The 21,454-nt window shown below is 63.8% G+C and carries 18 protein-coding genes and 1 tRNA gene; 12 read left to right on the top strand and 7 right to left on the bottom strand.

All coding sequences use genetic code 11. The annotated features are described in order from the left end of the window. The first annotated feature begins 97 nt into the window (after window positions 1–97). Both LHL23_RS12125 and LHL23_RS12130 read left to right on the top strand, forming a co-directional pair. Window positions 98–523, top strand: coding sequence for an HIT family protein (locus LHL23_RS12125; RefSeq protein ID WP_226430041.1), 426 nt, complete (start codon window positions 98–100; stop codon window positions 521–523). Between the two features lie 366 nt (window positions 524–889). Continuing rightward, entirely contained in the window at window positions 890–2,584 is a 1,695-nt protein-coding gene (locus LHL23_RS12130) for an alpha/beta fold hydrolase (protein WP_226430042.1), read from the top strand. Here the strand turns inward: LHL23_RS12130 and lipB are convergent. Further along, window positions 2,581–3,231 (bottom strand): lipoyl(octanoyl) transferase LipB, encoded by a 651-nt coding sequence (gene lipB, locus LHL23_RS12135; RefSeq protein ID WP_222480678.1) that lies wholly within the window; start codon window positions 3,229–3,231, stop codon window positions 2,581–2,583. The two genes, LHL23_RS12130 and lipB, sit on opposite strands and share 4 nt — an antisense overlap. Before the next feature lie 126 nt (window positions 3,232–3,357). Here lipB and LHL23_RS12140 point away from each other — a divergent pair, with 126 nt between their 5' ends. The 7 genes from LHL23_RS12140 to LHL23_RS12170 all read left to right on the top strand — a co-directional run bounded on the left by LHL23_RS12140 (window position 3,358) and on the right by LHL23_RS12170 (window position 12,492). Then, on the top strand, window positions 3,358–4,974 hold the full coding sequence (locus tag LHL23_RS12140) for a peptidoglycan-binding domain-containing protein (RefSeq protein WP_226430043.1): 1,617 nt from the start codon (window positions 3,358–3,360) through the stop codon (window positions 4,972–4,974). 238 nt (window positions 4,975–5,212) lie between these two features. Next, window positions 5,213–5,299, top strand: a tRNA-Leu gene (locus LHL23_RS12145). A 203-nt stretch (window positions 5,300–5,502) separates the two neighbouring features. Continuing rightward, complete coding sequence (locus LHL23_RS12150; RefSeq protein ID WP_226430044.1) at window positions 5,503–7,776, top strand: glycosyltransferase family 2 protein; 2,274 nt, start codon at window positions 5,503–5,505, stop codon at window positions 7,774–7,776. 110 nt (window positions 7,777–7,886) lie between these two features. Next, window positions 7,887–9,455 carry a class I SAM-dependent methyltransferase gene (locus tag LHL23_RS12155; RefSeq protein ID WP_226430045.1) on the top strand — a complete coding sequence of 523 codons (1,569 nt, stop codon included), beginning with the start codon at window positions 7,887–7,889 and terminating at the stop codon, window positions 9,453–9,455. Then, window positions 9,452–10,153: an FkbM family methyltransferase gene (locus LHL23_RS12160; protein WP_226430046.1), complete on the top strand. Its 702-nt coding sequence runs from the start codon at window positions 9,452–9,454 to the stop codon at window positions 10,151–10,153. The genes LHL23_RS12155 and LHL23_RS12160 overlap by 4 nt, the downstream gene beginning before the upstream one ends. After that, window positions 10,143–11,516: a hypothetical protein gene (locus tag LHL23_RS12165; RefSeq protein WP_226430047.1), complete on the top strand. Its 1,374-nt coding sequence runs from the start codon at window positions 10,143–10,145 to the stop codon at window positions 11,514–11,516. The genes LHL23_RS12160 and LHL23_RS12165 overlap by 11 nt, the downstream gene beginning before the upstream one ends. A 73-nt stretch (window positions 11,517–11,589) precedes the next feature. Further along, the gene (locus LHL23_RS12170) at window positions 11,590–12,492 is read left to right on the top strand and encodes a hypothetical protein (protein ID WP_226430048.1); all 903 of its coding nucleotides are present in this window, start codon (window positions 11,590–11,592) and stop codon (window positions 12,490–12,492) included. Here LHL23_RS12170 and LHL23_RS12175 read toward each other — a convergent pair. The 6 genes from LHL23_RS12175 to LHL23_RS12200 all read right to left on the bottom strand — a co-directional run bounded on the left by LHL23_RS12175 (window position 12,476) and on the right by LHL23_RS12200 (window position 18,744). Next, complete coding sequence (locus tag LHL23_RS12175) at window positions 12,476–13,414, bottom strand: hypothetical protein (RefSeq protein WP_226430049.1); 939 nt, start codon at window positions 13,412–13,414, stop codon at window positions 12,476–12,478. The genes LHL23_RS12170 and LHL23_RS12175 overlap by 17 nt on opposite strands. Before the next feature lie 4 nt (window positions 13,415–13,418). Continuing rightward, entirely contained in the window at window positions 13,419–14,729 is a 1,311-nt protein-coding gene (locus tag LHL23_RS12180) for a TRAP transporter large permease (protein WP_222480693.1), read from the bottom strand. Between the two features lie 6 nt (window positions 14,730–14,735). Then, window positions 14,736–15,269 (bottom strand): TRAP transporter small permease, encoded by a 534-nt coding sequence (locus tag LHL23_RS12185; protein ID WP_222480696.1) that lies wholly within the window; start codon window positions 15,267–15,269, stop codon window positions 14,736–14,738. A 73-nt stretch (window positions 15,270–15,342) separates the two neighbouring features. Then, complete coding sequence (locus tag LHL23_RS12190) at window positions 15,343–16,317, bottom strand: TRAP transporter substrate-binding protein (protein ID WP_226430050.1); 975 nt, start codon at window positions 16,315–16,317, stop codon at window positions 15,343–15,345. Between the two features lie 49 nt (window positions 16,318–16,366). Beyond that, window positions 16,367–17,620 (bottom strand): NAD(P)/FAD-dependent oxidoreductase, encoded by a 1,254-nt coding sequence (locus LHL23_RS12195; protein WP_226430051.1) that lies wholly within the window; start codon window positions 17,618–17,620, stop codon window positions 16,367–16,369. Continuing rightward, window positions 17,617–18,744 (bottom strand): enolase C-terminal domain-like protein, encoded by a 1,128-nt coding sequence (locus tag LHL23_RS12200; protein WP_413229473.1) that lies wholly within the window; start codon window positions 18,742–18,744, stop codon window positions 17,617–17,619. Before LHL23_RS12200 ends, LHL23_RS12195 begins: the two co-directional genes overlap by 4 nt. A gap of 100 nt (window positions 18,745–18,844) precedes the next feature. Here LHL23_RS12200 and LHL23_RS12205 point away from each other — a divergent pair, with 100 nt between their 5' ends. The 3 genes from LHL23_RS12205 to LHL23_RS12215 all read left to right on the top strand — a co-directional run bounded on the left by LHL23_RS12205 (window position 18,845) and on the right by LHL23_RS12215 (window position 21,441). Beyond that, window positions 18,845–19,753, top strand: coding sequence for a LysR family transcriptional regulator (locus tag LHL23_RS12205; RefSeq protein WP_226430052.1), 909 nt, complete (start codon window positions 18,845–18,847; stop codon window positions 19,751–19,753). Between the two features lie 251 nt (window positions 19,754–20,004). Continuing rightward, the gene (locus LHL23_RS12210; RefSeq protein ID WP_226430053.1) at window positions 20,005–20,697 is read left to right on the top strand and encodes a GntR family transcriptional regulator; all 693 of its coding nucleotides are present in this window, start codon (window positions 20,005–20,007) and stop codon (window positions 20,695–20,697) included. 9 nt (window positions 20,698–20,706) lie between these two features. Next, window positions 20,707–21,441 (top strand): aspartate/glutamate racemase family protein, encoded by a 735-nt coding sequence (locus tag LHL23_RS12215; protein ID WP_226430054.1) that lies wholly within the window; start codon window positions 20,707–20,709, stop codon window positions 21,439–21,441. The last annotated feature ends 13 nt before the right edge of the window (window positions 21,442–21,454 follow it).

Consider the following 21,454-nt stretch of genomic DNA (forward strand, 5'->3'; position numbering starts at 1 on the left):
GGGCTTGAATGCACAACGGAATGCCCAGCCTCGCGGCGCTTGACCTGGCTAGCGGGCGGGCGCACAACCAGAGCAGCAGAACAAGGAGGCCAGATGCATGCCCGCTTATGATCCAGACAACATCTTTGCCAAGCTCCTGCGCGGCGAGATCCCCTCCACCCGCGTTTTCGAGGATGACGACACCCTGGCCTTCATGGATATCATGCCGCGCGCGGACGGCCATTTGCTGGTGATCCCCAAAAGCGCCTGCCGCAACATTCTGGATGCCAGCCCGGCGCAGCTGGCGGCGGTGATGCAGACCGTTCAGAAACTGTCGCAGGCGGTGATCAAGGCGCTTGGTGCGGATGGTGTGACCGTGCAGCAGTTCAACGAAGCAGCCGGCGGGCAGGAGGTGTTCCACCTGCACATGCATGTGCTGCCGCGCTTTGAAGGCGACCGGCTGCGGCCGCCGGGAAAAATGGGCGACATGGACCTGATCCAGGCCCAGGCGGAAAAGATCCGCGCGGCGCTGGCGGACAGCTGACAATCTCCGCGGCCTTGCTTTTTGAAATACGAAAACACCGCGGCGGTTTCTGCGGTGTTTTTTGATGCAAATTTGTGCATTTGAAATAAATGTTGAATTTTAGTTGAATTTGATCATAGCTATTTCGCAAATTGGTTGAAGGTCAGAGAGGGCGCACGCGCCCAGGCGTATGGGAACCCAAGAATTGGGGTAGACCGGCGCGGTATGCCAGCCCCGCACAGGGCGGCATCAGCCGGGCATTTTCAGTTTACAGGCAGGCTGCCTGAAACCTGCGGGCCAGAAGGCCTGCAGCCACTCGTGTGATTGCGGCATATTTGCCGGGCGCTGGGGCTCATTGACGCTGAAAGCTGTATTGGAGGGGCGGGGGTGACGCTCTTGAGCCATATTCAGGCCTTGTCGCAAGACCAGGTGGTGGCCGCAATTTATGAAACGATGATCCGGCCGGAGCAGTTCGACCGGTTTACTGCCGCGCCGCAGGACAGGGCGGGTGATGCGGCGGTGCAGGAGGGCTGGGGCCAGCGGGACCGGCTGCAGGCGGCGCCGGTGTTTCAGGCGCATTTTTCCAGGGCCGCAGACATCCAGGAGCAGCAGTGGGTCCGCGCGGGGCGGCCGCATCCTGGCGGCTATTCCGGCGATTGCAGCCGGTTCTGGCTGCTGGCGGAAGCTGCGCCGGGCGGTAGCGTGCTGAATGCCTCGCAACGGGCGGCGCGCCAGCTGACCGGCGGCACGGGGCTGCCTGCCGCGATGGGCCTGACGGCAGCGGCGGCTGAACGCTGGCAATGCTATCTGGCGCAGGCGGGGGCGGGAGATTTCTCCTGGAGCGACGTGCTGCTTCTGGGCGCCTGTGCAGGCGGCGAGCAGTATCTTTGCCGCCCGGTCCCGATGAAGGGCGGCGGCGGAGCGCATGTGGCGGTGATGGCCGAACGTCTTGAAGGGGCATGGAACGGCGAGGCCGCGGGTCCTGTCGCGGCAGCCCTGGGCCTGCAGGAGCAGGATTTCGAGCCGTTGAAGGAGGCCATGAATGGCGCTGGCGGCAAGGTGGATCGCAGCCTGCAGCAAATCGCCTGGAGGACAGGTGTGCCGGGCATCGCCGAACTTGTCCGGCTGACTTCCTTCCTGATGAATGAGCACAGCCGCGATCTGGCGATTGCCCGCGGCGACCGGCTGCCCGCGTCAGAGACGTTTGAAGATGGCAGCGGCCAGTGCAGCCAGTTCTTCCGGCTGGGGGCGGAAACCGGCCAGCCGGTGATATTCGTGCACGGGATGCTGGACGGGATAGCGCCGTTGCAGCGTCTTCAGCCGCAGCTGCGGACGCTGGGTTTCAGGGTCTATGCTCCGATGCGCCGCGGGTATGGCAGCTCCTCCGCGCTGCAGCGCGGCCAGGATCCGGCCGATGCCTTTGTGTGGCAGCTGGAGGCGCTGATGGCGCGTGAAAACCTGCAGCGGCCGGTGCTGCTGAGCCACCGCGGCGGGGCGCTGTACGGCCGCGTTGCGGCCAGCCGCCTTCAAAGCAAGATCGCTGGGTTGGTGTCGGTAGCTTCCAACTGCGCCATAAGCTCACCGCGGCAGTTTTCCGGCCTCAGCGGCTATGCCTGGCTGGTTGCGCTTGGCGCGGCGCGGGCCAACTGGATGCTGCCCGCGCTGATGCGGGGCTGGGCGGCGGCCCTGCACTGGTACGGCCACAAGACGCTGCTGCAGATGCAGACCCGCCGCGGCAGCAGGGAGCGGGCCATGCTGCACCAGCTGGAATTGCTGCCGCTGCTGCAGCAGAGCCAGATGCTGTTCCGGCAGCAGGGCGGGGCCGGTTTCCTGGCGGATGTGCAGATGCTGCGGCAAGGGGGGCAGGATGCGGCGCTGGCACGCAGCGCGCGGGTTGTGTTCGTGCATGGCGCCGAAGACCGCGTTGCGCCGCTCGAGACTATCCGTGATGCGGCCGGCAGCGCGGCTGACGCCCGGCTCTGCGTCAGCCAGGAGGCAGGCGCGCTGCTGTTCTACATGTTCCCGGAGCTGGTGCTGACCGCGCTGCAGGATCTCGCAGGTACTGCGGATCCCTGGTCCTAGCCACTGAAAACCTGCTCAAAGCTGCGCCTGAGGGCGACATCCACATCCGCCAGCGTGACCGGCAGGCCCAGGTCCACCAGGCTGGTCACCCCGTATTCGGTGATGCCGCAGGGCACGATGCCGGTGAAATGCTCCAGCTCCGGCTCGACGTTGATCGAAATGCCGTGGAAGCTTACCCATTTGCGCAGCCGGATGCCGATGGCAGCGATCTTGTCCTCGGCCATGGCGCCCGAGATGGTGCGAGGCTTGTCCGGCCGCTCGACCCAGACGCCGACCCGGCCGTCGCGGATATGGCCCTTGATGTTGAATTCTTCCAGCGCCGCGATCACCCAGGTTTCCAGCTGCTGCACGAAGCGGCGCACGTCATGGCCGCGCTGGCCGACATTCAGCATCACATAGACCACCCGCTGGCCCGGCCCGTGGTAGGTGTACTGGCCGCCGCGCTTGCTTTCATAAACTGGAAAGCGGTCCGGGTCGGTCAGGTCTTCGCGCCTGGCCGAAGTGCCGGCAGTGTAAAGCGGCGGATGTTCGACCAGCCAGATGCATTCCTCCGCCGATCCGGCTGCAATCGCCGCCGCGCGCTCCTCCATGAAGGCAACCGCTTGATCGTAATCGACTAAACCGTCCGATGTGATCCACTCAACCATGGCTGTAGCCGTCCTTTTCCATCACGTGCGCGGCTTCCAGGAAAATTTGACCTGAAAACCCTAGGTGCCAGCGCTCCCTGTGGAGTATCCTGATTCCGTAACCAGTATCCATAGGGGGCGAGTATCATGTTTACCAAGCCGCTCAAGCCGGCCCTGACAGCCGCTTTTCTGGCAACCTCCGCCACCGGTCCCGCAATTGCAGATGAGCTCGGCGCTGCAATTGCCGGCGCTGTGATCGGCGGCGTCATTGTCAATGAGGTTCATAAGAACAAGCAGCGCCAGCGCAATGCCGCGACCACCTACCGGCGTGCGCCCGTTTATTCCGCAGCGAGGGCGGAAAACCGCGAAACGCAGGTGGCTCTCAACTATTTCGGGTTCAACGCGGGTTCGCCGGACGGGGTGCTGGGGCGGCGGTCCCGGGCGGCCATCACCCAGTACCAGATCCACATGGGCTATCCGGCCACAGGCCACCTGACGCCGTATGAACGGAATTTCCTGGTCAGTTCCTACAACCGCGCGCAAGTGGGCGGCCCGGAGGTGATCAGGGCGATGCAAGGGCCGAATGGCGTGCGTGCAGTGCTGCACACCTGGCGGGATGAGGCCGCGGGCATCCGCTCTGCAGGCAGCAGCTATGCCGGCGGCGGCTACGGCGGGCTTCCGCCCGAGGTCAGCCATGCGGTGGACGAGATTGCGGCAAGCTCCGAGCCGACGGGCGAGCAGCTGCTGCAGCGCACCGGCTTCCTGCAACTGGCAGACCTGAATGGCGACGGCCGCAACGACTATGTGCTGGATACATCGGTCTCCGGCAGTTCCTTCTGGTGCGGTGCATCGAATTGCTCGGTGATGGTCTTTGCCTCGACCCCGCAGGGCTATCAGCGCAATGATTTCCTGGCCCGCGGCGTGACCCCGGCCAGCTTTGCCTGCCATCAGGGCAACTGCCGGATGACGGATACCGGCGCAGAGGCCCCGGTTCAGGCGGCGCAGCAGACCCGCAGCACCGTCACGGCCTTTGCCGGGCAGGAAAATGCGTCGCTGGGCGGAATCACCCTGTTCGATGAGCCTGAGCAAAGCGCCTCGCTCACCAGCTATTGCAGCAAGGTGAGCCTGCTGACCAGCTCCAACGGCGGCTTCACGACGGTGGACAGCATGAATGATCCGGAATTGGCGCTGGGCGAGCAGTTCTGCCTGGCCCGCACCTATGCCATCAACGCAGGCGAAGCCCGCGCGACCAAGGTTGCAGGGGCCTCGCAGGCGCAGATCGATAGTCAATGCGACGCCTTCGGGCCTGCCTTGAAACCCTATCTTGCCAAGCTGGGCATCTCTGGCAGCGGCGAAGTGATGGGCGACGTGCAGAAATTTGTCCTGCAATCCGGCATGTCGCTGGAGCAGCTCTCCAATACCGCGGGGATCTGCCTGTTCTCCGGCTACCGGCGCGACGACATGGATGTGGCGCTGGGCGCGGCACTGATCCTGACCGGCACCGGCCAGCGGCCCTATGCGGAACTGATCGGCCATCATCTGGCGCTGGGCTTCGGCGCACCGAACGCGGTGAGGAAGGCGCAGGAATGGTACAGCATGGCGGTGATTGCGCTTGAAAGCGGCGCCGAACCCGTCTTTGCGCCGGGCCAGTCCGGGCGGGCCGAGCTGATCAAGGCGGCGTCGAGAGAGCTGGCGGGCGGCCGGGTGCAGCCGGTGCAGGCCTCCGGCGGCGCAGCGTCGCTGCCGACCTTCGGCACCGACTGAAGCCTTCGCGGAAGCAGTAGAAATCAGGCGGCCGGCAGCAGTGCCGGCCGTTTTTTAAGGCGCATCTCAGTGCTGGCCCGGACCTGACAGCAAGTGCTTTGGCCGGAATCCCCCTCTGTTTTCCTGCGCTTAGAAGCGGGCGGGCGGCAGCCGGAACATTCTGCGCAAAAAAGATGATTTTCGGCTTCACATCGCAACCGCGCTGGTCTATACGCCGCTACACCAAGCCTAAGACAGTGCGGTCGTGGCGGAATTGGTAGACGCGCAGCGTTGAGGTCGCTGTTCCTTAACCGGAGTGGAAGTTCGAGTCTTCTCGACCGCACCAACTTTTCTCAAAAATAGTCTGAAGATCAGTTCGCGGGCCACTGCGGGCGATGCCGTGGCTGTTGCGGGAATATCAACTGGCAGCGGCCTTGCGGGCCGTCTGCGGCGTTTCCCGGTTTCTGCAAGTACGGGCGTCAGCTATAAGGTTGCTGCTCCAGGTTTCAGCAGGCCCGGGGCCAAAAATGCCTAACGTGATGCAGCAGTATGCCGACTTCAGACCCCGGGGCTTGCAGCAGCAGGATCCTTGAACGCGAACTGAGCGCGCTGACCCTGGCGGGGAGGCGCCTGCTCGACGCCGTGGAGATGACCGCGCCGGAAGGCCGGTTTGCCCGGCTGTTGTTCCGGTCCGGCACAGCGCCTGAGGGCATCAGTGTCCCCAAGGGCAGCAAGGCGGTTCTGCACAATTTCGGCGGGGCGCCGGTCCTGGATACCGGGATCGGGACTGCGGGCGCGCCGGCCGCGGTGGTGCTGGATGGCACCTTGCACAAGGTTGCAGTGCATCCGGATGAAACGGCGCTTTTTGCCGGGCTGAATGTTCTGGCCGCGGTCCGCAATGGCGAGACGGCGGAAACTGCGGCTGACTGGCTGCGCTTTCACGTTCAGCAGCACGGCATGCAGGGGGCAGTCATCTTTGACCGGGCGCCGCCGGAAGACAGCCGCAGCTTCATCCGAAGCTTGCGGGCGCAGGCTGAAAACTTGGACGGTCTGGAACGTGTTGTGGTGGTGCACGCGGGGCTGCCTCTGGGCAAGGAGGGGCTGCCGGAGGAAGCGCATCCCTTCAACGTGCCGGGCGCGCCGGGCAAGGACCGGATGGAGATCCCGCCCGCCGATCCCTGGCGGTCGCCGCTGGGCGAGGTTCTGATCTACGAGATCCTGCGCGCCCGCTTCCTGGCGCGCGCGCGTGCGGCGGCCAATATCGACCTGTTCGATCTGCTGGCCCCGGGGGAGGGGCCGAATGTATTTGACCGCGCGGTCGCCGCGCCCTCGGGCTGCGTCCGCCTCGGCGGGGTGCAGGCCTATCCCTGGCGGGTGCGCAAGGGCGATACGCCAGCCTTTGCGGATCACATTTGCACCCAGTTCGACGCATCTGGCGAGCGCCCGCGCTGGTGCCTTGCGCCTGCCAAGGCCGGGCCGGACTGCATCTGGCGGCTGATCCGGGTGGTGGGCGCGGAGCCTGATCCCGGCCAGGACGTGCGCTTTTACCGCTGCATGGCGCTGCGGCATCCGGCTGATACCGTTTCCAAGCTGGTGCCGAAAACCAGCCTGGTGGAAACCCCGGAGCTGCTGGAACTGGCCACCGGCCACTTCAACGCCAAGCCCGTGCGCATCCCCGAGGAGAAGGCCGTCAAGCCCAGCTTCGGCAAACAAAAAACCACCGTGGTTACCACGATGAAGAACGAAGGCCCCTTTATCCTGGAATGGCTGGCCTATCACCGGATGATCGGGGTGGATGACTTTCTGGTCTACACCAACGACTGCACCGATGGCACCGACACCATGCTGCAACTGCTGCAGCGCAAGGGGCTGGTGCAGCACCGCGAAAACCCCTTTCGCAATACCGGCTTGAAGCCGCAGCATGCGGCGCTGCAGGCGGCTGATAACGAACCGGTCATCCAGAATGCCGACTGGGTAGTCTGCATGGATGTGGATGAGTTCATCAACATCAAATGCGGCGAAGGACGGCTGGCGGATCTGTTCGAGGCTGTAGGCGACGCCAACATGATCTCGATGACCTGGCGGCTGTTCGGCAATAACGATGTGCGCGACTTCAGCGGCGATCTGATCCTGCGCGACTTCACCCGCTGCGCCCACGAAGTCACCCGCAAGCCGCATCAGGCCTGGGGCTTCAAGACGCTGTACCGCAACACCGGCATCTTCAAGAAGCTGGGGGTGCACCGCCCCAAGGGACTGAAGCCGCAGCTGTGGGAGGACATCCGCTGGGTCAACGGCTCCGGCCGGGACATGCCGCGGGAGATGTTCCGCAACGGCTGGCGCTCGACGATGAGCACCTACGGCTACGACTTGGTGCAGCTCAACCATTACGCCGTGCGCAGCGCCGAAAGCTTCCTGGTCAAGCGAGACCGGGGGCGGGTCAACCACGTCGACCGCGACCAGGGGCTGTCCTACTGGTTCCGGATGAACAACAACGCCGAGGAAGAGCGCTCGATCCAGCGCATGATCCCGGCGCTGGAGGCAGAGATGGCGCAGCTGCTGGCGGACCCGGACATCGCTGCCGCGCATGAACATTCCTGCCGCAAGCACCGGGAAAAGATCGAAGAGCTGAAGACCCGCGATGACATGATTGCGCTGTTCCGTGAACTGACCAGCGGCAAACTGAGAAAGCTGTCCCGGATGCACGCGCATTTCGGTGCCAACGTGTTCCTCAGCGGCCCGGGCGTGGTCCCGGACGAGATCGCCGAAAAGGAGCCGGGCGACGATTTCTGGTTCACGGTGGCGCGCGGCGAAACCACACATTGAGCCTTCCAATCCTGGGCAGATTGACAGGCTTTCTGACGGCGGGCTAAATTTCGGTAACAAAAAGGCCGCTTAAGCGGCTTCTGTATTGAGTGCAACAAGGGGCAGAAATCATGGCGCTTCCGGCCATTGCGTCACTATGGGTGGGCGCTGAGCTCAGCTGGCTGGAACAGCTCTGCCTGCAGTCCTTTCTCGACAATGGCCACGAGGTGGTCCTATTCACCTACGGCGAGGTCAAAGGCGTGCCCGATGGCGTGCAAGTGGCTGATGCCAATGAGATCCTGCCTGCCGACAACATCATCCGCCATGCCAAAACCGGCAGTCCGGCCTATCATGCGGATGTGTTCCGCCTCCATATGCTGCGCCAGACCGATTATGTCTGGGCCGATACCGATGCTTATTGCTGCCAGCCCTGGGGCATCAGGGGCAAACACTTCCATGGCTGGATCTCGGACGACAAGCCGATGGTCAACAACGGGGTGCTGCGGCTGCCCAAGACCTCCAGGACGCTGAAGGCGATGCTGCGGTTCACCAGCGATGAATACCCCATCCCGCCGTGGTACTCTGCAGAGAAACAGGCGGAGCTTCAGGCGCTGAAGGACCGGGGCGAGGGGGTGCATGTCTCGCTGCTGCCCTGGGGGGTGTGGGGGCCTGATGCACTGACGTGGTTCCTGCAGGAAACCGGCGAGATATCCCGCTCGCAGCCCGGCCATGTGATTTACCCTGTGCCGTTCAAGAACGCAGGCGTTGTGCTCAACCCGAACCGGCCTGTTCAGGCGGCCAGGCTGATCCGCGACGACACTTTGTCGATCCACTTCTGGGGCCGCCGCTTTCGCAATATCGCCGCCAAATACGGCGGCGTGCCGGCCGAAGGCTGCTATGTTCACGGACTGCTGGCCAAACATGGCATCGATGCGGAAAAGACCCGGCACCTGCTGGCGCCGCCGCCGCAAGCGGAACCTGCGACAGCAGACCCGGTCGATCCCGCCACGCTGGATTTCTCGGTGTTCACCGATCGGGACGTGGCCAATATCCTGCTGCAGCGCTCTGAACTGGCAAGCTCCGGCCAGACCATCAGGGACTGGCTGGCGGGCGATGAACAGCTGCTGCTGGATGAAGCCCGCGGGCAGCGGGAGCATATTCTGCACGGGGCGGTGGGCATCGCCGGGCGGGAATGCGGTTTCTTCCTGAATTCCACGGACAGCATCGCCCCCGAACGGGCCGCAGATATCGGTTGCGGATATGCTTTTGCCAGCCTGCTGCTGCACCGCCGCTACGGCTGCAGCATCGTGCTGATTGATATCGAAGAGGGCAACGGACGCCATTTTGGCTTTGAGGGGGAGGGCGCGGGTTACAGCAGCCTGAAAACCGCCCGCGCCTTTCTGGAGCAGAACGGCGTGCCGTCCGAGAAAATCACGACGGTCAACCCGAAGACGGACGATACCGCCGCGCTGGGCGCCTTTGACCTGGTCATCAGCCTGGCGTCCTGCGGCTTCCATTACCCGGTCAGCACTTACGAGGATCTGTTCCGCAGCCAGATCAGCGGCGGCGGCGGCATTGTCCTGGACATCCGCAAGGGGTCGGGCGGTATCGGCGCCATGAAGAATTTTGGCACTGTCGAAGTCCTGGCCAAGCATGGCAAATACTCCACCGTTCTAACCCGCAAGGGACAGCAGAAATGACGGAAATCCTTGAAACCCACGGGGTGAAGATCCCGCTGAACCCGGATGTCATCACCACTAAGATCGAACGCGCAATCCGCAAGGACCGCTATGAGCTGGACGAGGTCTCCGGCACGCCGAAGTTTCTGGAAAAAGACGACCGGGTGATCGAGCTGGGAGCCGGGATCGGGTTCATTTCCTCGTTTCTGGGCGTCAATCTGGGGGTCGAAAACGTGCTGTGCGTCGAGGCAGACCCATCGCTCTGCGCTTTCATCCGGAATGTCCACGAATTGAACGGCTTGTCCGCGGCACAGGTGCGCAATTGCGTCGCCCTGAATGATGCCGGGTCCGAAGGCCCGGTTTCATTCTATGTCCGCGAGCAGTTTTGGTCTTCTTCCCTTGATGGGGAGGAGCCTTTTGAAAAAGCCATCGAAGTGCCGGGCGTCCGTCTGTCGAAAATGATCCGGGATTTCAACGCCAACACCCTGATCGTGGACATCGAGGGCGGAGAGCGCGACTTGTTCGCGCCTGCGGATCTGAGCGGGATCGACAAGATCTTCTTGGAGATCCATACGCGAAAAATTAAGAAAATTGGGATAAAACAATGTTTTGACGCGCTGTCGCAGAGCGGCTTTTGCTACGACCAGCAAGTCAGCCGCGGCGGATCTGTTCTGTTCCGGCGCATCCCAAGATGGCAGCTAAAGCAATATGCTGGGTAACAGCTTCGACTTCCAAACGGTTCTGCCCGCACTGGATGCGGATGAGGTCAGCACTATTGCGGATGTGAACGGCCAGGCCCCCGGGCTGGCGGCGCTGATGCACCGGCGCTATGGCTGCGGGATCGACGTTATCTGCCTGGACAGCAAGGGGGGCTTCGCGCCCTTGCCGGAGGCGCAGCTGGCGGAATACATGTCAGCGCTGGACCGCGGCGGGGTCGACCGGGAGGCCGTCCGCGTGGTGGCCCGTCCGCGCCGCCTTGGCCAATATGATGTGCTGATTTCGCTGAACGGCTTTGGCGCCGTTCACAAGCCCCAGAACCTCAAATACGTGCTGGACCGTGCGCTGCATCCGCTCAGCCGCGCGGTCATCGAGATCCGCAAGGGCTCCGGCAGCTATCCGTTTCTGAAATCCTACGGCGGCTGCAACACGCTCAAGCTGCCGGAGGACGGCGCCAACGGGCTTGCGGTGCTTTCTGTCGAGCCGCAGGAGGATGCAAAGCCGGCTGAGGGCTGGGCGCAGACGGCACAGGCGCTGGCGGGCGAGGAGGGGTTCTTTTCCGAGCTCAGCGAGCATTCCTTCCTGTTCGTTCCCCGCGGCGGCACCCTTGTCGTGACCTTTGACAACCTCGACATCGCAATGACCAAGCGCGCGGAGCGGCGGCCCTGGGGGTATGGCTTCATCGAGGCGCAAGGCTGGTCGATGCTAGGGGTCATGGCCAACGGCTGGACCTGGTTCCGCCACCAGGAGGTGATCCGCAAGTTCGAGGAGCTGCGCGACAGCGGATTCTTCGCGCAGTTCTCCCGGGTGGTGTTCTACGGCGCGTCGATGGGCGGTTATGCGGCGGCGGCTTTTGCCGCGGCGGCGCCAGGGTCAACGGTGTTCGCGATCAGCCCGCAATCCACCCTCGACAAATCTCTGGTGCCCTGGGAAACGCGCTACAGAAAAGTCTGGGAGCGGGATTTTTCCGGCCCCTTCGGCGATGCGGCGCTGGCCAGCCGCGGGGCTGGGGATGTGCATATCATGTATGATCCCTATGCGGCGCTGGACGCTGCCCATGCGGCCCGGTTCACCGGCGCCAATGTCACCTTGTGGCGCTGCCCGCTGCTGGGGCACCGGCTGGGGTCCTCGCTGCAGCAGATGGGGGTTCTGCAGGAAATCGCCTGCGGCGCCATCGCCGGCGATCTGACGCCGCACCGTTTCCACCAGTTGCTGCGCAAGCGCCGCGGCTTTCCCCGGTTCCAGCGGGAGCTGGCCAACCTGGCACTGGACCGCGGCCATCCGGGGCTTGCGAAACAGGTCTGCACGTATATTTTGCGCCAGCGGGACGACCGGTTCTTTCGCCGGTTGAAGGACCGGCTGTGATCTGTGCAGCGGGCCGCGCGGCAGGCTGCGATCACGCCGCCAGGATTAACCCGGACAGGGGCTGGACAGAACGATGAGCCAGGCAGGCACTGACACGCAGGACATCACGCTCGCCTTTCACGTCGGGGCGCCCAATACCGACAACGGCCAGCTGACTTGGTCGCTGCGCAAGGACGCGCAGCAACTGCTGGAGCGCGGTGTCATGATCCGGCGCCCGGGCACCTACATGGGGGCGCTTACCCAGGCGCTGCGCAAGCAGGACCAGGAATTCGTGACAGAGCAGGAGCGCGAGGCGTTGCTGGCCGGCCTCGTCAAGGACCAGTCGGTCTCCCGCATCATTCTGACCAATTCAAGCTTTCTGGGGGTGCCGGGCTGGATGCTGAGCGGCGGGCGGTTGTATCGCAATGCCGGCAAGAACACCGCGGCCTTGCGGGGCCTGTTTCCCGGCAATCCTTGCGAGTTCTTCCTGGGCCTGCGAAACCCGGCCACCCTGATCGGGCCGGTGTTCAAATCGCAGACCGGCCGGACCTGGGAACAGTTCGCCGCGGATACGGATTTTCTGAGCCTGCGCTGGTCCGAGGTGGTGGAGGACATTCAGGTCCGAAACCCCGGCTGCCGCATCACCGTCTGGTGCAACGAGGAAACACCGGTGATCTGGCCCAGCATCCTGGGCCATGTTTCCGGCCTAGGGGACAGCTTCCGCTTCAGCGGCGAGCTGGACATTACCCGCGGCATCATCTCCGAGGCGGGCTACGAGCGGCTGGAGGCCTATCTGGCAGGCCGCCCAGGGCTGTCCGAGGACCAGCGGGAGCGGGTGCGCGCCCTGTTCCTGAGCTACTTCCACGACGAGGAGGAGATCGAGGAGGAGATCGATCTTCCCGACTGGTCGCAGGCGCTGGTGGATGACATGAGCGAAACATACATGGCCGACGCCGAGCTGATCCGGCATATGCCGGGTGTCACCTTCCTGTCCTGAGCGCGGCGCGGCCGTAAAGCGGCTTCATCAGGATGGCGGTCAGGTACATCGGGATCTGGTAGCAGCCGAGGAAGATCAGCAGCGGATCGGTTGTGGCCGCGGGCAGGGCGATCAGGAAAAGCGCGAAGTTCCGGTTGCCGGCGACAACGGATACGGGCACCGCGCCGCTGCCCGCGCGGTGGCGCAATACTGTGAACACCATCACCTGCAGGCCCAGGTTGGCAGCCAGCGCAAATCCCAGCCATTGCAGAACCAGCACTGGGTCGGTCCGCAGCGCAGGCCCCAGCGCGGCCATCAGCCCCACCACAATTACCGCCAGCGAAATCACGGTCAGCCCGTCTATGGCCCTGGCCTGGTCGTCCCGCATCTGCGGCAGGGTCAGGCGGCGCAGCAGGAAGGCTGCCGCCACGGTGAGGCCGATCGCGCCTATCAGCCGCCCGGCGGCGCGCAGCACCTCGCCCAGATCACCCAGGCTGGGTGCCAGCAGGAACACCGGGATCACCGTCAGCGGCATCAGCGCAGTCCCGGTGATTAGCAGGCGGAAGGCAGGTTCCGGCGCGTGCCCCATAAGCACGGTGATATTGGGGCTGCCGGTCACCGAGGGCGCGCTCAGCATCAGGATCAGTGCGATGGCGGCCGGGGTCTGCGCAACGCCGAACAGCGCAGCAACCCCCAGAGCCAGCAGCGGCAAGGCGACTTGCAGGAGGGCGATGGCCTTCAGTGTGCCGATGCCATCTGCCAGCCCGCCTGCGGCTTTGCGGAGGCCGATCCGGTAGGCGTTCAAAAACAAAAGCCCGGCCACCATCTGAGGCAGCCAGGGCTGAAGGGAAGCGGCGAGGCCGGGCAGCAAAAGCCCGGCCGCAAGCCCCAGGACCAAAGCGGCCCGCCCATGCCGGGCGGCAAAGGCGAGCGCGCGAAGCATAGGTCTAGACCGGCCCCGGCCTGAGGTTATTGGGCAGGTAAGTTGCCAGTTCCGGGAAGGCGATCAGCACAAACACCATCAACACCATGATCAGGAACATCGGGATCGCGGCACGGGCGATATAGCTCATCTCGTGGTGGGTCATGCCCTGCATCACAAACAGGTTGAAGCCGATCGGCGGGGTGATCTGCGCCATCTCGACCACCACTACGATGAAGATGCCGAACCAGATCAGGTCAATGCCTGCCTGGCGGATCATTGGCTCCACCACCGCCATCGTCAGCACCACCGAGGAAATACCGTCGAGGAAGCAGCCGAGCACGACGTAGAAGACCAGCAGCACCATCAGCAGCTCGAACCGGCTCAGCTCCCATCCCGCAATCAGATCTGCCAGCCCGCGCGGCAGGCCGGTGAAGCCCATCGACAGGGACAGAAAGGCGGCGCCCGCCAGGATCAGCGCAATCATCGCGCTGGTGCGGGTGGCGCCCATCAGGCTTTCGGTGAAGGTTTTCCAGTTCAGCGAACCTTGCGACAGCGCCAGCAGCAGTGAGCCGATGACGCCGAACGCCGCCGCTTCGGTTGCGGTGGCAAAGCCCAGGTACATCGAGCCGATCACCACGATAATCAGCGCAATCACCGGCGCCAGGAAGCGGGAGTTCTTCACTTTCTCGGCAAAGCTCAGCTTGGCCTCCGGCGACGGGTTCCAATCCTTGCCGACCTTGGAGTAGATCGCCACGTAGCCCATGAACATCGCCGCCAGCACCAGGCCGGGGAGAATGCCCGCAAAGAACAGCTTGGTGATCGATTCATTGATGGTGACGCCATAGACGATCAGCGTCAGCGACGGCGGAATCATCAGGCCCAGGGTGGCCGCTCCGGTCAGGGTGCCGATCACCATCCGCTCCGGGTAGTTGCGCTTGCGCAGCTCCGGGATCGACATCTTGCCCACCGTGGTCAGCGTCGCGGCGGAGGAGCCGGAGACCGCGGCAAACACCGTGCAGCCGACGATATTGGTGTGCACCAGCCCGCCGGGCAGGGGCGCCATCCAGGGGCTGAGGCCCTTGAACATGTCCTCCGATAATCGCGTCCGGTAAAGGATTTCGCCCATCCAGATGAACATCGGCAGCGCCGTCAGGGTCCAGCTGGAGGAGGCAGACCAGACCGTGGTCAGCATGACGTCGCCCACTGGCCTTGTGGTGAACAGCTCCATGCCGACCCAGGCCACGCCCATCAGCGCCAGGCCGACCCAGACGCCGGTGCCCAGTAGCGTGAACAGCACGAAGAGGAAGAGGATGATGACTGAGATGTTTTCCATGGGCCCTTACTCCGCGTGGCTCTGATCTTCGAGATCCCGGGTGATGCGGTGGTCGCCGCGGAAAATCACGTGGATCAGGTGGTCGGTGAGGGCGATGGCCAGGATGACCGCGCCGATCAGCATGGCGCTTTGCGGCATCCACAGCGGCGTGCGGTCCTGGCCCTGGCTCACGTCGTTGAACTTCCAGCTCCAGTAGACAAAGCGGTAGGCGTAGAAGCAGAAATACCACATCACCGCGGTGCCGATGCCAAAGCACCAGATCTCCAGCACCCGGCGGAAGCCTTCGGGCACGACGTTCAGCAGGATCGACACCCGGATATGGCTGCCGCGGTTCAGCGCATTGGCGAAGGCCAGGAATGACGCCGCCGCCATCGCATAGCCTGCGTAATCCGGCGCGCCAGGGAAGACTTCACCGGTCCAGCGGGCCAGCATCTGGACAACGATCAGCCCCAGAATGGCAATCAGGCAGAGGGCGGCCAGCACCCCCGCCGCAAGGTATAGAAAATCCAGTCCGGAGCGCAGCCCCCTGAGCACAGTCATAGCATCCCCATCGGCATTATTCTTATGAGAATACGGGCGGCACCAGCCGCGCCGCCCGCATCACCTTGTCTGATTACTCGGCGCGGAAGGCGTCGACGATGGCCTTGCCTTCTTCGCCGGCTGCTTCCAGCCACTCATTGGTCATGGTGACGCCGATTTCCTTCAGCTCGCCCACCATCTGATCGGACGCCGGACCAACGGTCATGCCGCCATCGCGCAGGCCCTGCAGGGTGAAACCGGTGTATTCCTTGGCGCGCCAGTTGCCCGCGTATTCGGCCAGCTTGGCGCAGCCCTTGATCACGTTCTGGTTGGCCTCGGAGGTGCCGTTCCAGACATCGGAGTTCACGAACACATAGTTGCGCGGCAGCCAGGCATCCACTTCGTAGAAATAGTTCAGGCTTTCCCAGACCTTGCGGTCATACCCGGTGGAGCCGGAGGAGACCATCGACTCCGCCACGCCGGTGGCAAAGGCCTGGCTGATCTCGGCCGCCTCGATGGTCACCGGCAGCATGCCGGTCAGCTCCGCCAGGCGGGATGTGGCGTTGTTGTAGGAGCGGAACTTGATGCCCTTCATCTCGGCCACCGAGTTCACCTCGTTCTTGAAATACAGGCCCTGCGGCGGCCAGGGCACGGCATAAAGCAGGGTCAGGTTCTGCTCGGCCAGCAGCTTCTCGATTGCGGGCTTGGCCGCCTTCCACAGCTTGTCGCTGTCGTCAAAAGAGGTCGCCAGGAACGGGATCGAGTCAAATCCGAACAGGGCGTTTTCGTTCTGGTGGCCGGACAGCAGGCGCTCGCCGATCGGCGCCTGGCCGGTCTGCACCGCGCGCTTGATGTCGGCGCCCTTGAACAGCGAGCCCGACGGATGCGTCTTGACCTCGATCTCGCCGCCGGTGCCGGTGGTCACGCATTCGGCAAACTCCGCGCCGGTGGCGGAGTGGAAGTTAGACGCCGAATAGGCCATCGGCATGTCCCAGGTCTCCGCTGCAGCAGGCAGGGCGGCAGCCGCGGTCAGCGCGGTGGCAGCCAGCAGTCTGGTCAGTTTCTTCATGGTCTTCTCCCTGTTTTGTTAGCGGCCCCTTCAGGGGCACTGGTTGGTTTCAAATCGCATAGCGCGCCGGGTCATAGGCGCTCATGTCCATGTTCGGGGTGCGGCCCGAAATCATCTGCGCCAGCAGGCGCCCTGTCTTCGGCCCGCCGGTGAGGCCGATGTGATGGTGGCCAAAGCCGGTATAAGCGCCGCTGAGGCCCGGCACTTCGCCAATGACCGGGATCGAATCCGCCGGGGCAGGCCGGGAACCCTGCCAGTCCTCCTCGTGCTTCCAGGTGACACCGGGCAGGATGCGCCGCGCGTTCTTGCGCAGCAGCTCAAGCGGCCCCTTTGACGGCCCGGCCGCCAGCCCGCCGAATTCCACAATGCCCGCAATCCGGATCCGTCCCTCCATCGGGGTCACCACGCATTTGGCTGCTGCCACCATGACAGGCGCCTTGGGCATCGCCGAAGGCTCCCATAATTCAAGATGATAGCCGCGTTCTGCTTCCAGTGGTACGGAAATTCCCAGTTTCTCAGCCAGCGGCTTGGACCAGACACCGGTGGCCGCCACAACGGCGTCGCAAGGGATGGTCTCGCCGCCGGCCCTGACACCGGTCACCTTGCCGTTTTCGCGCGCCACATCCTCCGCAAAGGCCTGGATCAGCCGGCCGCCATTTGCAACCACATGGGCCGCCAGGTCCTTCACGTACTGGCCGGGGTCGGTAATGATCCCATGGTCTCTCAGCCGGGCGGCAAAGCCGAATTCTTTGGCATAGATATCGTCATAGGTCCGGAAATCCGCGCCCTCCAGTTCATCCCAGCGGAAGCCGTGCTTGCGGCGCAGGCCCCAGCCGAATGCGTCCTCGCCGAAATGCGCACGGTCATTGTAGAGGAACAGGTAGTCCGAGGGCCTCAGGTGCCGCTCCGCTCCGGTCCCGGCCGCCAGCGCCTGATGATCCGCCAGCGAATCCCCAACAATGGGCGCCAGCGCAGCGGCAATGCGGGCGGTATCCGCTGCATTGGCATGGCCCATGTATTTCATCAGCCAGGGCGCCAGTTTCGGCAGGTACCCCCAGCGCATGAACAGCGGCTGCTCCGGGTCCAGCAGCATCTTCGGCGCCTTCTTCCACAGCCCCGGCCCTGTGACGGGCACGATGGAGCAGGAGGCCAGAATGCCGCCGTTGCCGTGGCTGGTGCCTTCACCCGGCCCCTTGCCGTCGATCAGGATCACCTGATGCCCGTCGCGCTGCAACTCAACCGCTGCCGAGACACCGACAATGCCGGCGCCGATGATGGCAACGGTTTTCTTCCCCGCCGTCATGCCGAAACCTTCTTGGAGACTGCGTAACGGTCCAGCTTTCCTATATCGGGCTTGATACCCAGTCCCGACCCGTCCGGCACCACCACTTGGCCGTCCCTGACCTGGAAGGGGGTCTCCAGGATGTCCTCCTTCAGGAAGTAGCTCGCCTGGTAGAACTCGCAGCCCAGCCGGATCTCGGGCGTTGCCGCAATCATATGGGTGCCCGCCAGATGCGCCACCCCGGCCTCGAACATGTCGCCGCCATAGGCCGACAGCCCGTTGGCCGCAGCAATGCGCGCCACTGTCTGACCGCGGCTGAGGCCGCCGGATTTCATGATCTTGACCGAAACGCCGTCGCAGATGCCCTCGCGCGCGGCGCGCACCATGTCCTCCGGGCCAAAGACGCTTTCGTCCGCCAGCAGCGGCACATCAATCATCTCCCGCAGCCTGGCCATCATGCCGAAGTGATGGAACCGCACCGGCTGCTCGATGAAATCCGGCTTGAACTCAGCCACATCACGGACCTGCGCCGGCGCGTCCTCAATGCTGAGGCCCTGGTTATAGTCCACCCGCACCCCGAAATCGGGGAAGTCCTTGGCAATCCGCTCCAGCCGCATGATGTCAAAGGCGTGATCCTTGAAACCGGTCTTCAGCTTGATCAGCCCCACCTTGTCCGCCCGCAGCCGGTGCAAGAGGTCGATGTCCTTCTCGAAATCCGGATCAGCAATCGAACAGCTGAGCGGGATGGTGTCGCGGCACTTGCCCCCCAGCAGCGCCCAGACCGGCGCCCCGGTGATGCGCCCGGTCAGATCCAGCAGGGCGGTTTCCAGTGCCGCCTTGGCCTCAGAGCAATGGGCCACCGCCTTGGCCGCATCTTCCATAATCGCTGCCCTGTCCGCCACCCGGCGCCCTTCCACCAGCGGCCGGATGTATCGGTCCAGCGCCGCCAGGCTCGCCTCCGGGGTGCCGGTGAACACCGACCAGGTCGAAGCCTCGCCAAAACCTTCGGCGCCGCCTTCGCTGCGCAGCCGGACAATCACAACTTCGCAGGAGCCCTCAACAGACCCGATCCCGTGGTCGCGGCGCGACAAGACGGGCAGCGCGAGATGCCAAAGGTCCATCCCGGCAATCTTTTGTTCCAGCACTTCGATCTTCCTCCTAGGTGCGGGAAAAGCCTGCCTTGACTGGATCATCATTACCAATACAAAGAATTGGGCAAGATATCATGAAAAGTGATGGTCTGACATGTCTCTCCGCTTCCGCCAGCTGCAGGCCTTCCACGCTATTGTCGAGACCGGCACCGTCACCGGCGCGGCAGAGCAGCTGGGTATCTCCCAGCCCGGCATCTCCAATCTGCTCTACCAGCTGGAACGCCAGACACGCCTCAAGCTGTTCGAACGCAGCAAGGGCCGGCTGATCCCGACACCGGAGGCGGGTGTGCTGTTCCAAGAGGTCGACACCGTGGTGCGCGGGCTGGATCACGTGGCGCAGGCGGTCACGGACTTGCAGAACAAGCAGGCGGGCCAGTTGCAAGTTGCGTCTCAGCACTCCATGTCGTTTGGCTTCATGCCCGCGCTGATCGCCCGTTTCGCCCGCACGCGCCCGGACATGTCGATATCATTCCAAGCGCAGTATTCGCTGAAGATCCAGGAATGGGTGATCGCAGGCCTGTTTGAGATCGGCGTCTGCGAGATGCCGCTGATCCACGACGGGCTGGAGGTGCATCCGGTCAGCGTCGAAACACGGCTGGCGATGCCTGCGGACAGTCCGCTTGCGGAACACAAGGTGCTGACACCGGAGCTGCTGGAGGGTGTGCCCTTCATCGTCATGGGGCCGGAGCACATGACCCACCGCCGCACTCGTGAAGTCTTTCAGCAGGCAGGGATCCCGCTGAAAACCCGCGTGCATTCGCATATGTTCAAGAACCTCCTGAGTTTTGTGCAGGAGGGAATGGGTGTTTCGCTCCTCGACCCCTTCGTACTGGGTTTCGAGAGCGGCGGCGGGTTTGTTTCCCGCCCGTTCCGGCCGCGGATCATGATGGATATGGCAGTGATCACTTCCAAGTCGCGGCCGCTGTCAGCGGTAGGACAGGAGTTTCTTGCGCTGCTGAAACAGGAATTGGCGCCTTATTCTGTATCTGTAGAGGCGTCCTGAAATTCTTGCCGGAACTGTATTGCCCGGCCGAAAGGCCGGGCAGCGCCCGGCCCTCCCCACGGGAGAGCGCGTGTGCGTCTACCCAGGGGCAGGCGCTGCCCTTTGCATCTTGGGACCAACTTGGTCATGAGGCAGGGAGCTGAAGAGGTGCCATATTGTGTCAAGGAAATTGTATGCAGTTTCGAATTCAATCTTGCCAAGGGCCGGGCGCCGCCGTAACTTGCACCGCGGATTGAACGATCGGCGGTAACATGGCCAAACGCGAAAGCAACGTGGATAGGGTTTATGAGGCGCTGCGCCGGATGGCGGCGGATTTTGCCTTCAAACCCGACCAGCGGATCAACGAAAGCGCTCTGTCCGAGGTGCTTGGCGCCAGCCGCACGCCGCTGCGCGAAGCGCTGAACCGGCTGGTGGCCGAGGGGTTCCTGACCTTCCAGAACAACCGCGGCTTCTTCTGCCGCCCGCTGACGCCCAGCTACATCATGGACCTTTACGAGGCCCGCGTGGCGGTGGAATGCGAAGCCGTGCGGCTGGCCTGCACCCGCGCCGCAGATGAGGACATCGCAGCGCTGGCGGATTACCTGAAGCGGATGGAGCCGGAGTACGAAAGCGCCACCGACCCGGAGGAACTGCTGGCGATGGACGAAAGCTTTCATGCGCGGCTGGCGCAGCTTTCGGGCAACAGCGAATTGCAGCGCATCCTGAATAACCTCAACGGACGGATCCGCTATATCCGGCTGATTGATCTCAAGAGGATGCGCGACCGGGCCGGTGGCAAGGCGCCGGGCGACATCTCGGCGCACCGGCAGATTGTCGAGGGCATCGCTTCCCGCAACACGGAGGCAGCCGTGTCGGCCATGCGCAGCCATATCGAGAAACGCCGGGAGGAGGCGACCGAGGCGGTCCGCATCGCCTTTTCCCAGCTCTACGTTCCGGACGAGTAGGGGAGTCACATGGAACACGGCGGCAAGACGGTCTTTGGCGCGGCGGTTGGCATCCTGATGCTGGAAACGCGCTTTCCCCGCATCTATGGCGATATGGGCAACGCGATGACCTGGGACTTCCCGGTGCATTACAAGGTGGTGCGCGGCGCCAACCCTGAAAACGTGGTGCGCGGCAACCCCAAGGAGTTGATCGACCTGTTTGTCGAGGCCGGCCGCGATCTGGTCGCCATGGGGGCCGACGGCATCACCACCAACTGCGGTTTTCTGGCGCTGATTCAGGACGAGGTGAAACAGGCGCTGGGGGTGCCGGTGGCGACGTCCTCGCTGATGCAGGTGCCGATGGTGCAGACCCTTCTGCCCGCGGGCAAGCGCTGCGGCATCCTGACCATCTCCAAGGCCACGCTGACGCCCGCGCATCTTGCGGCCGCAGGTGTTGCGCCGGATACGCCGATTGCCGGCACCGACGGCGGCCGCGCCTTTACCCGCGACATCCTGGGCGACGTACCCTCGATCGACTTCGAGGCCTGCCGTCTGGACATGATCGACGCCGCCCGCGCGATGGTTGCGGATATCCCGGACCTTGGCGCCATCGCGCTGGAATGCACCAATATGGTGCCCTACGCCCGTGACGTGCGGAAGGTGACCGGGCTGCCGGTGTTCTCGATCCACTCCTTCATCAACTGGTTTCAGGCCGGTTTGCTGCCCAAGGGGTTTCCGCTGGAGCTGGATGATCCCCGCTTTTGACGGCGGCAACCAT

The sequence above is a fragment of the Leisingera sp. McT4-56 genome (genome assembly GCF_020514995.1).
In the GTDB taxonomy this organism is placed as follows: domain Bacteria; phylum Pseudomonadota; class Alphaproteobacteria; order Rhodobacterales; family Rhodobacteraceae; genus Leisingera; species Leisingera aquaemixtae_A.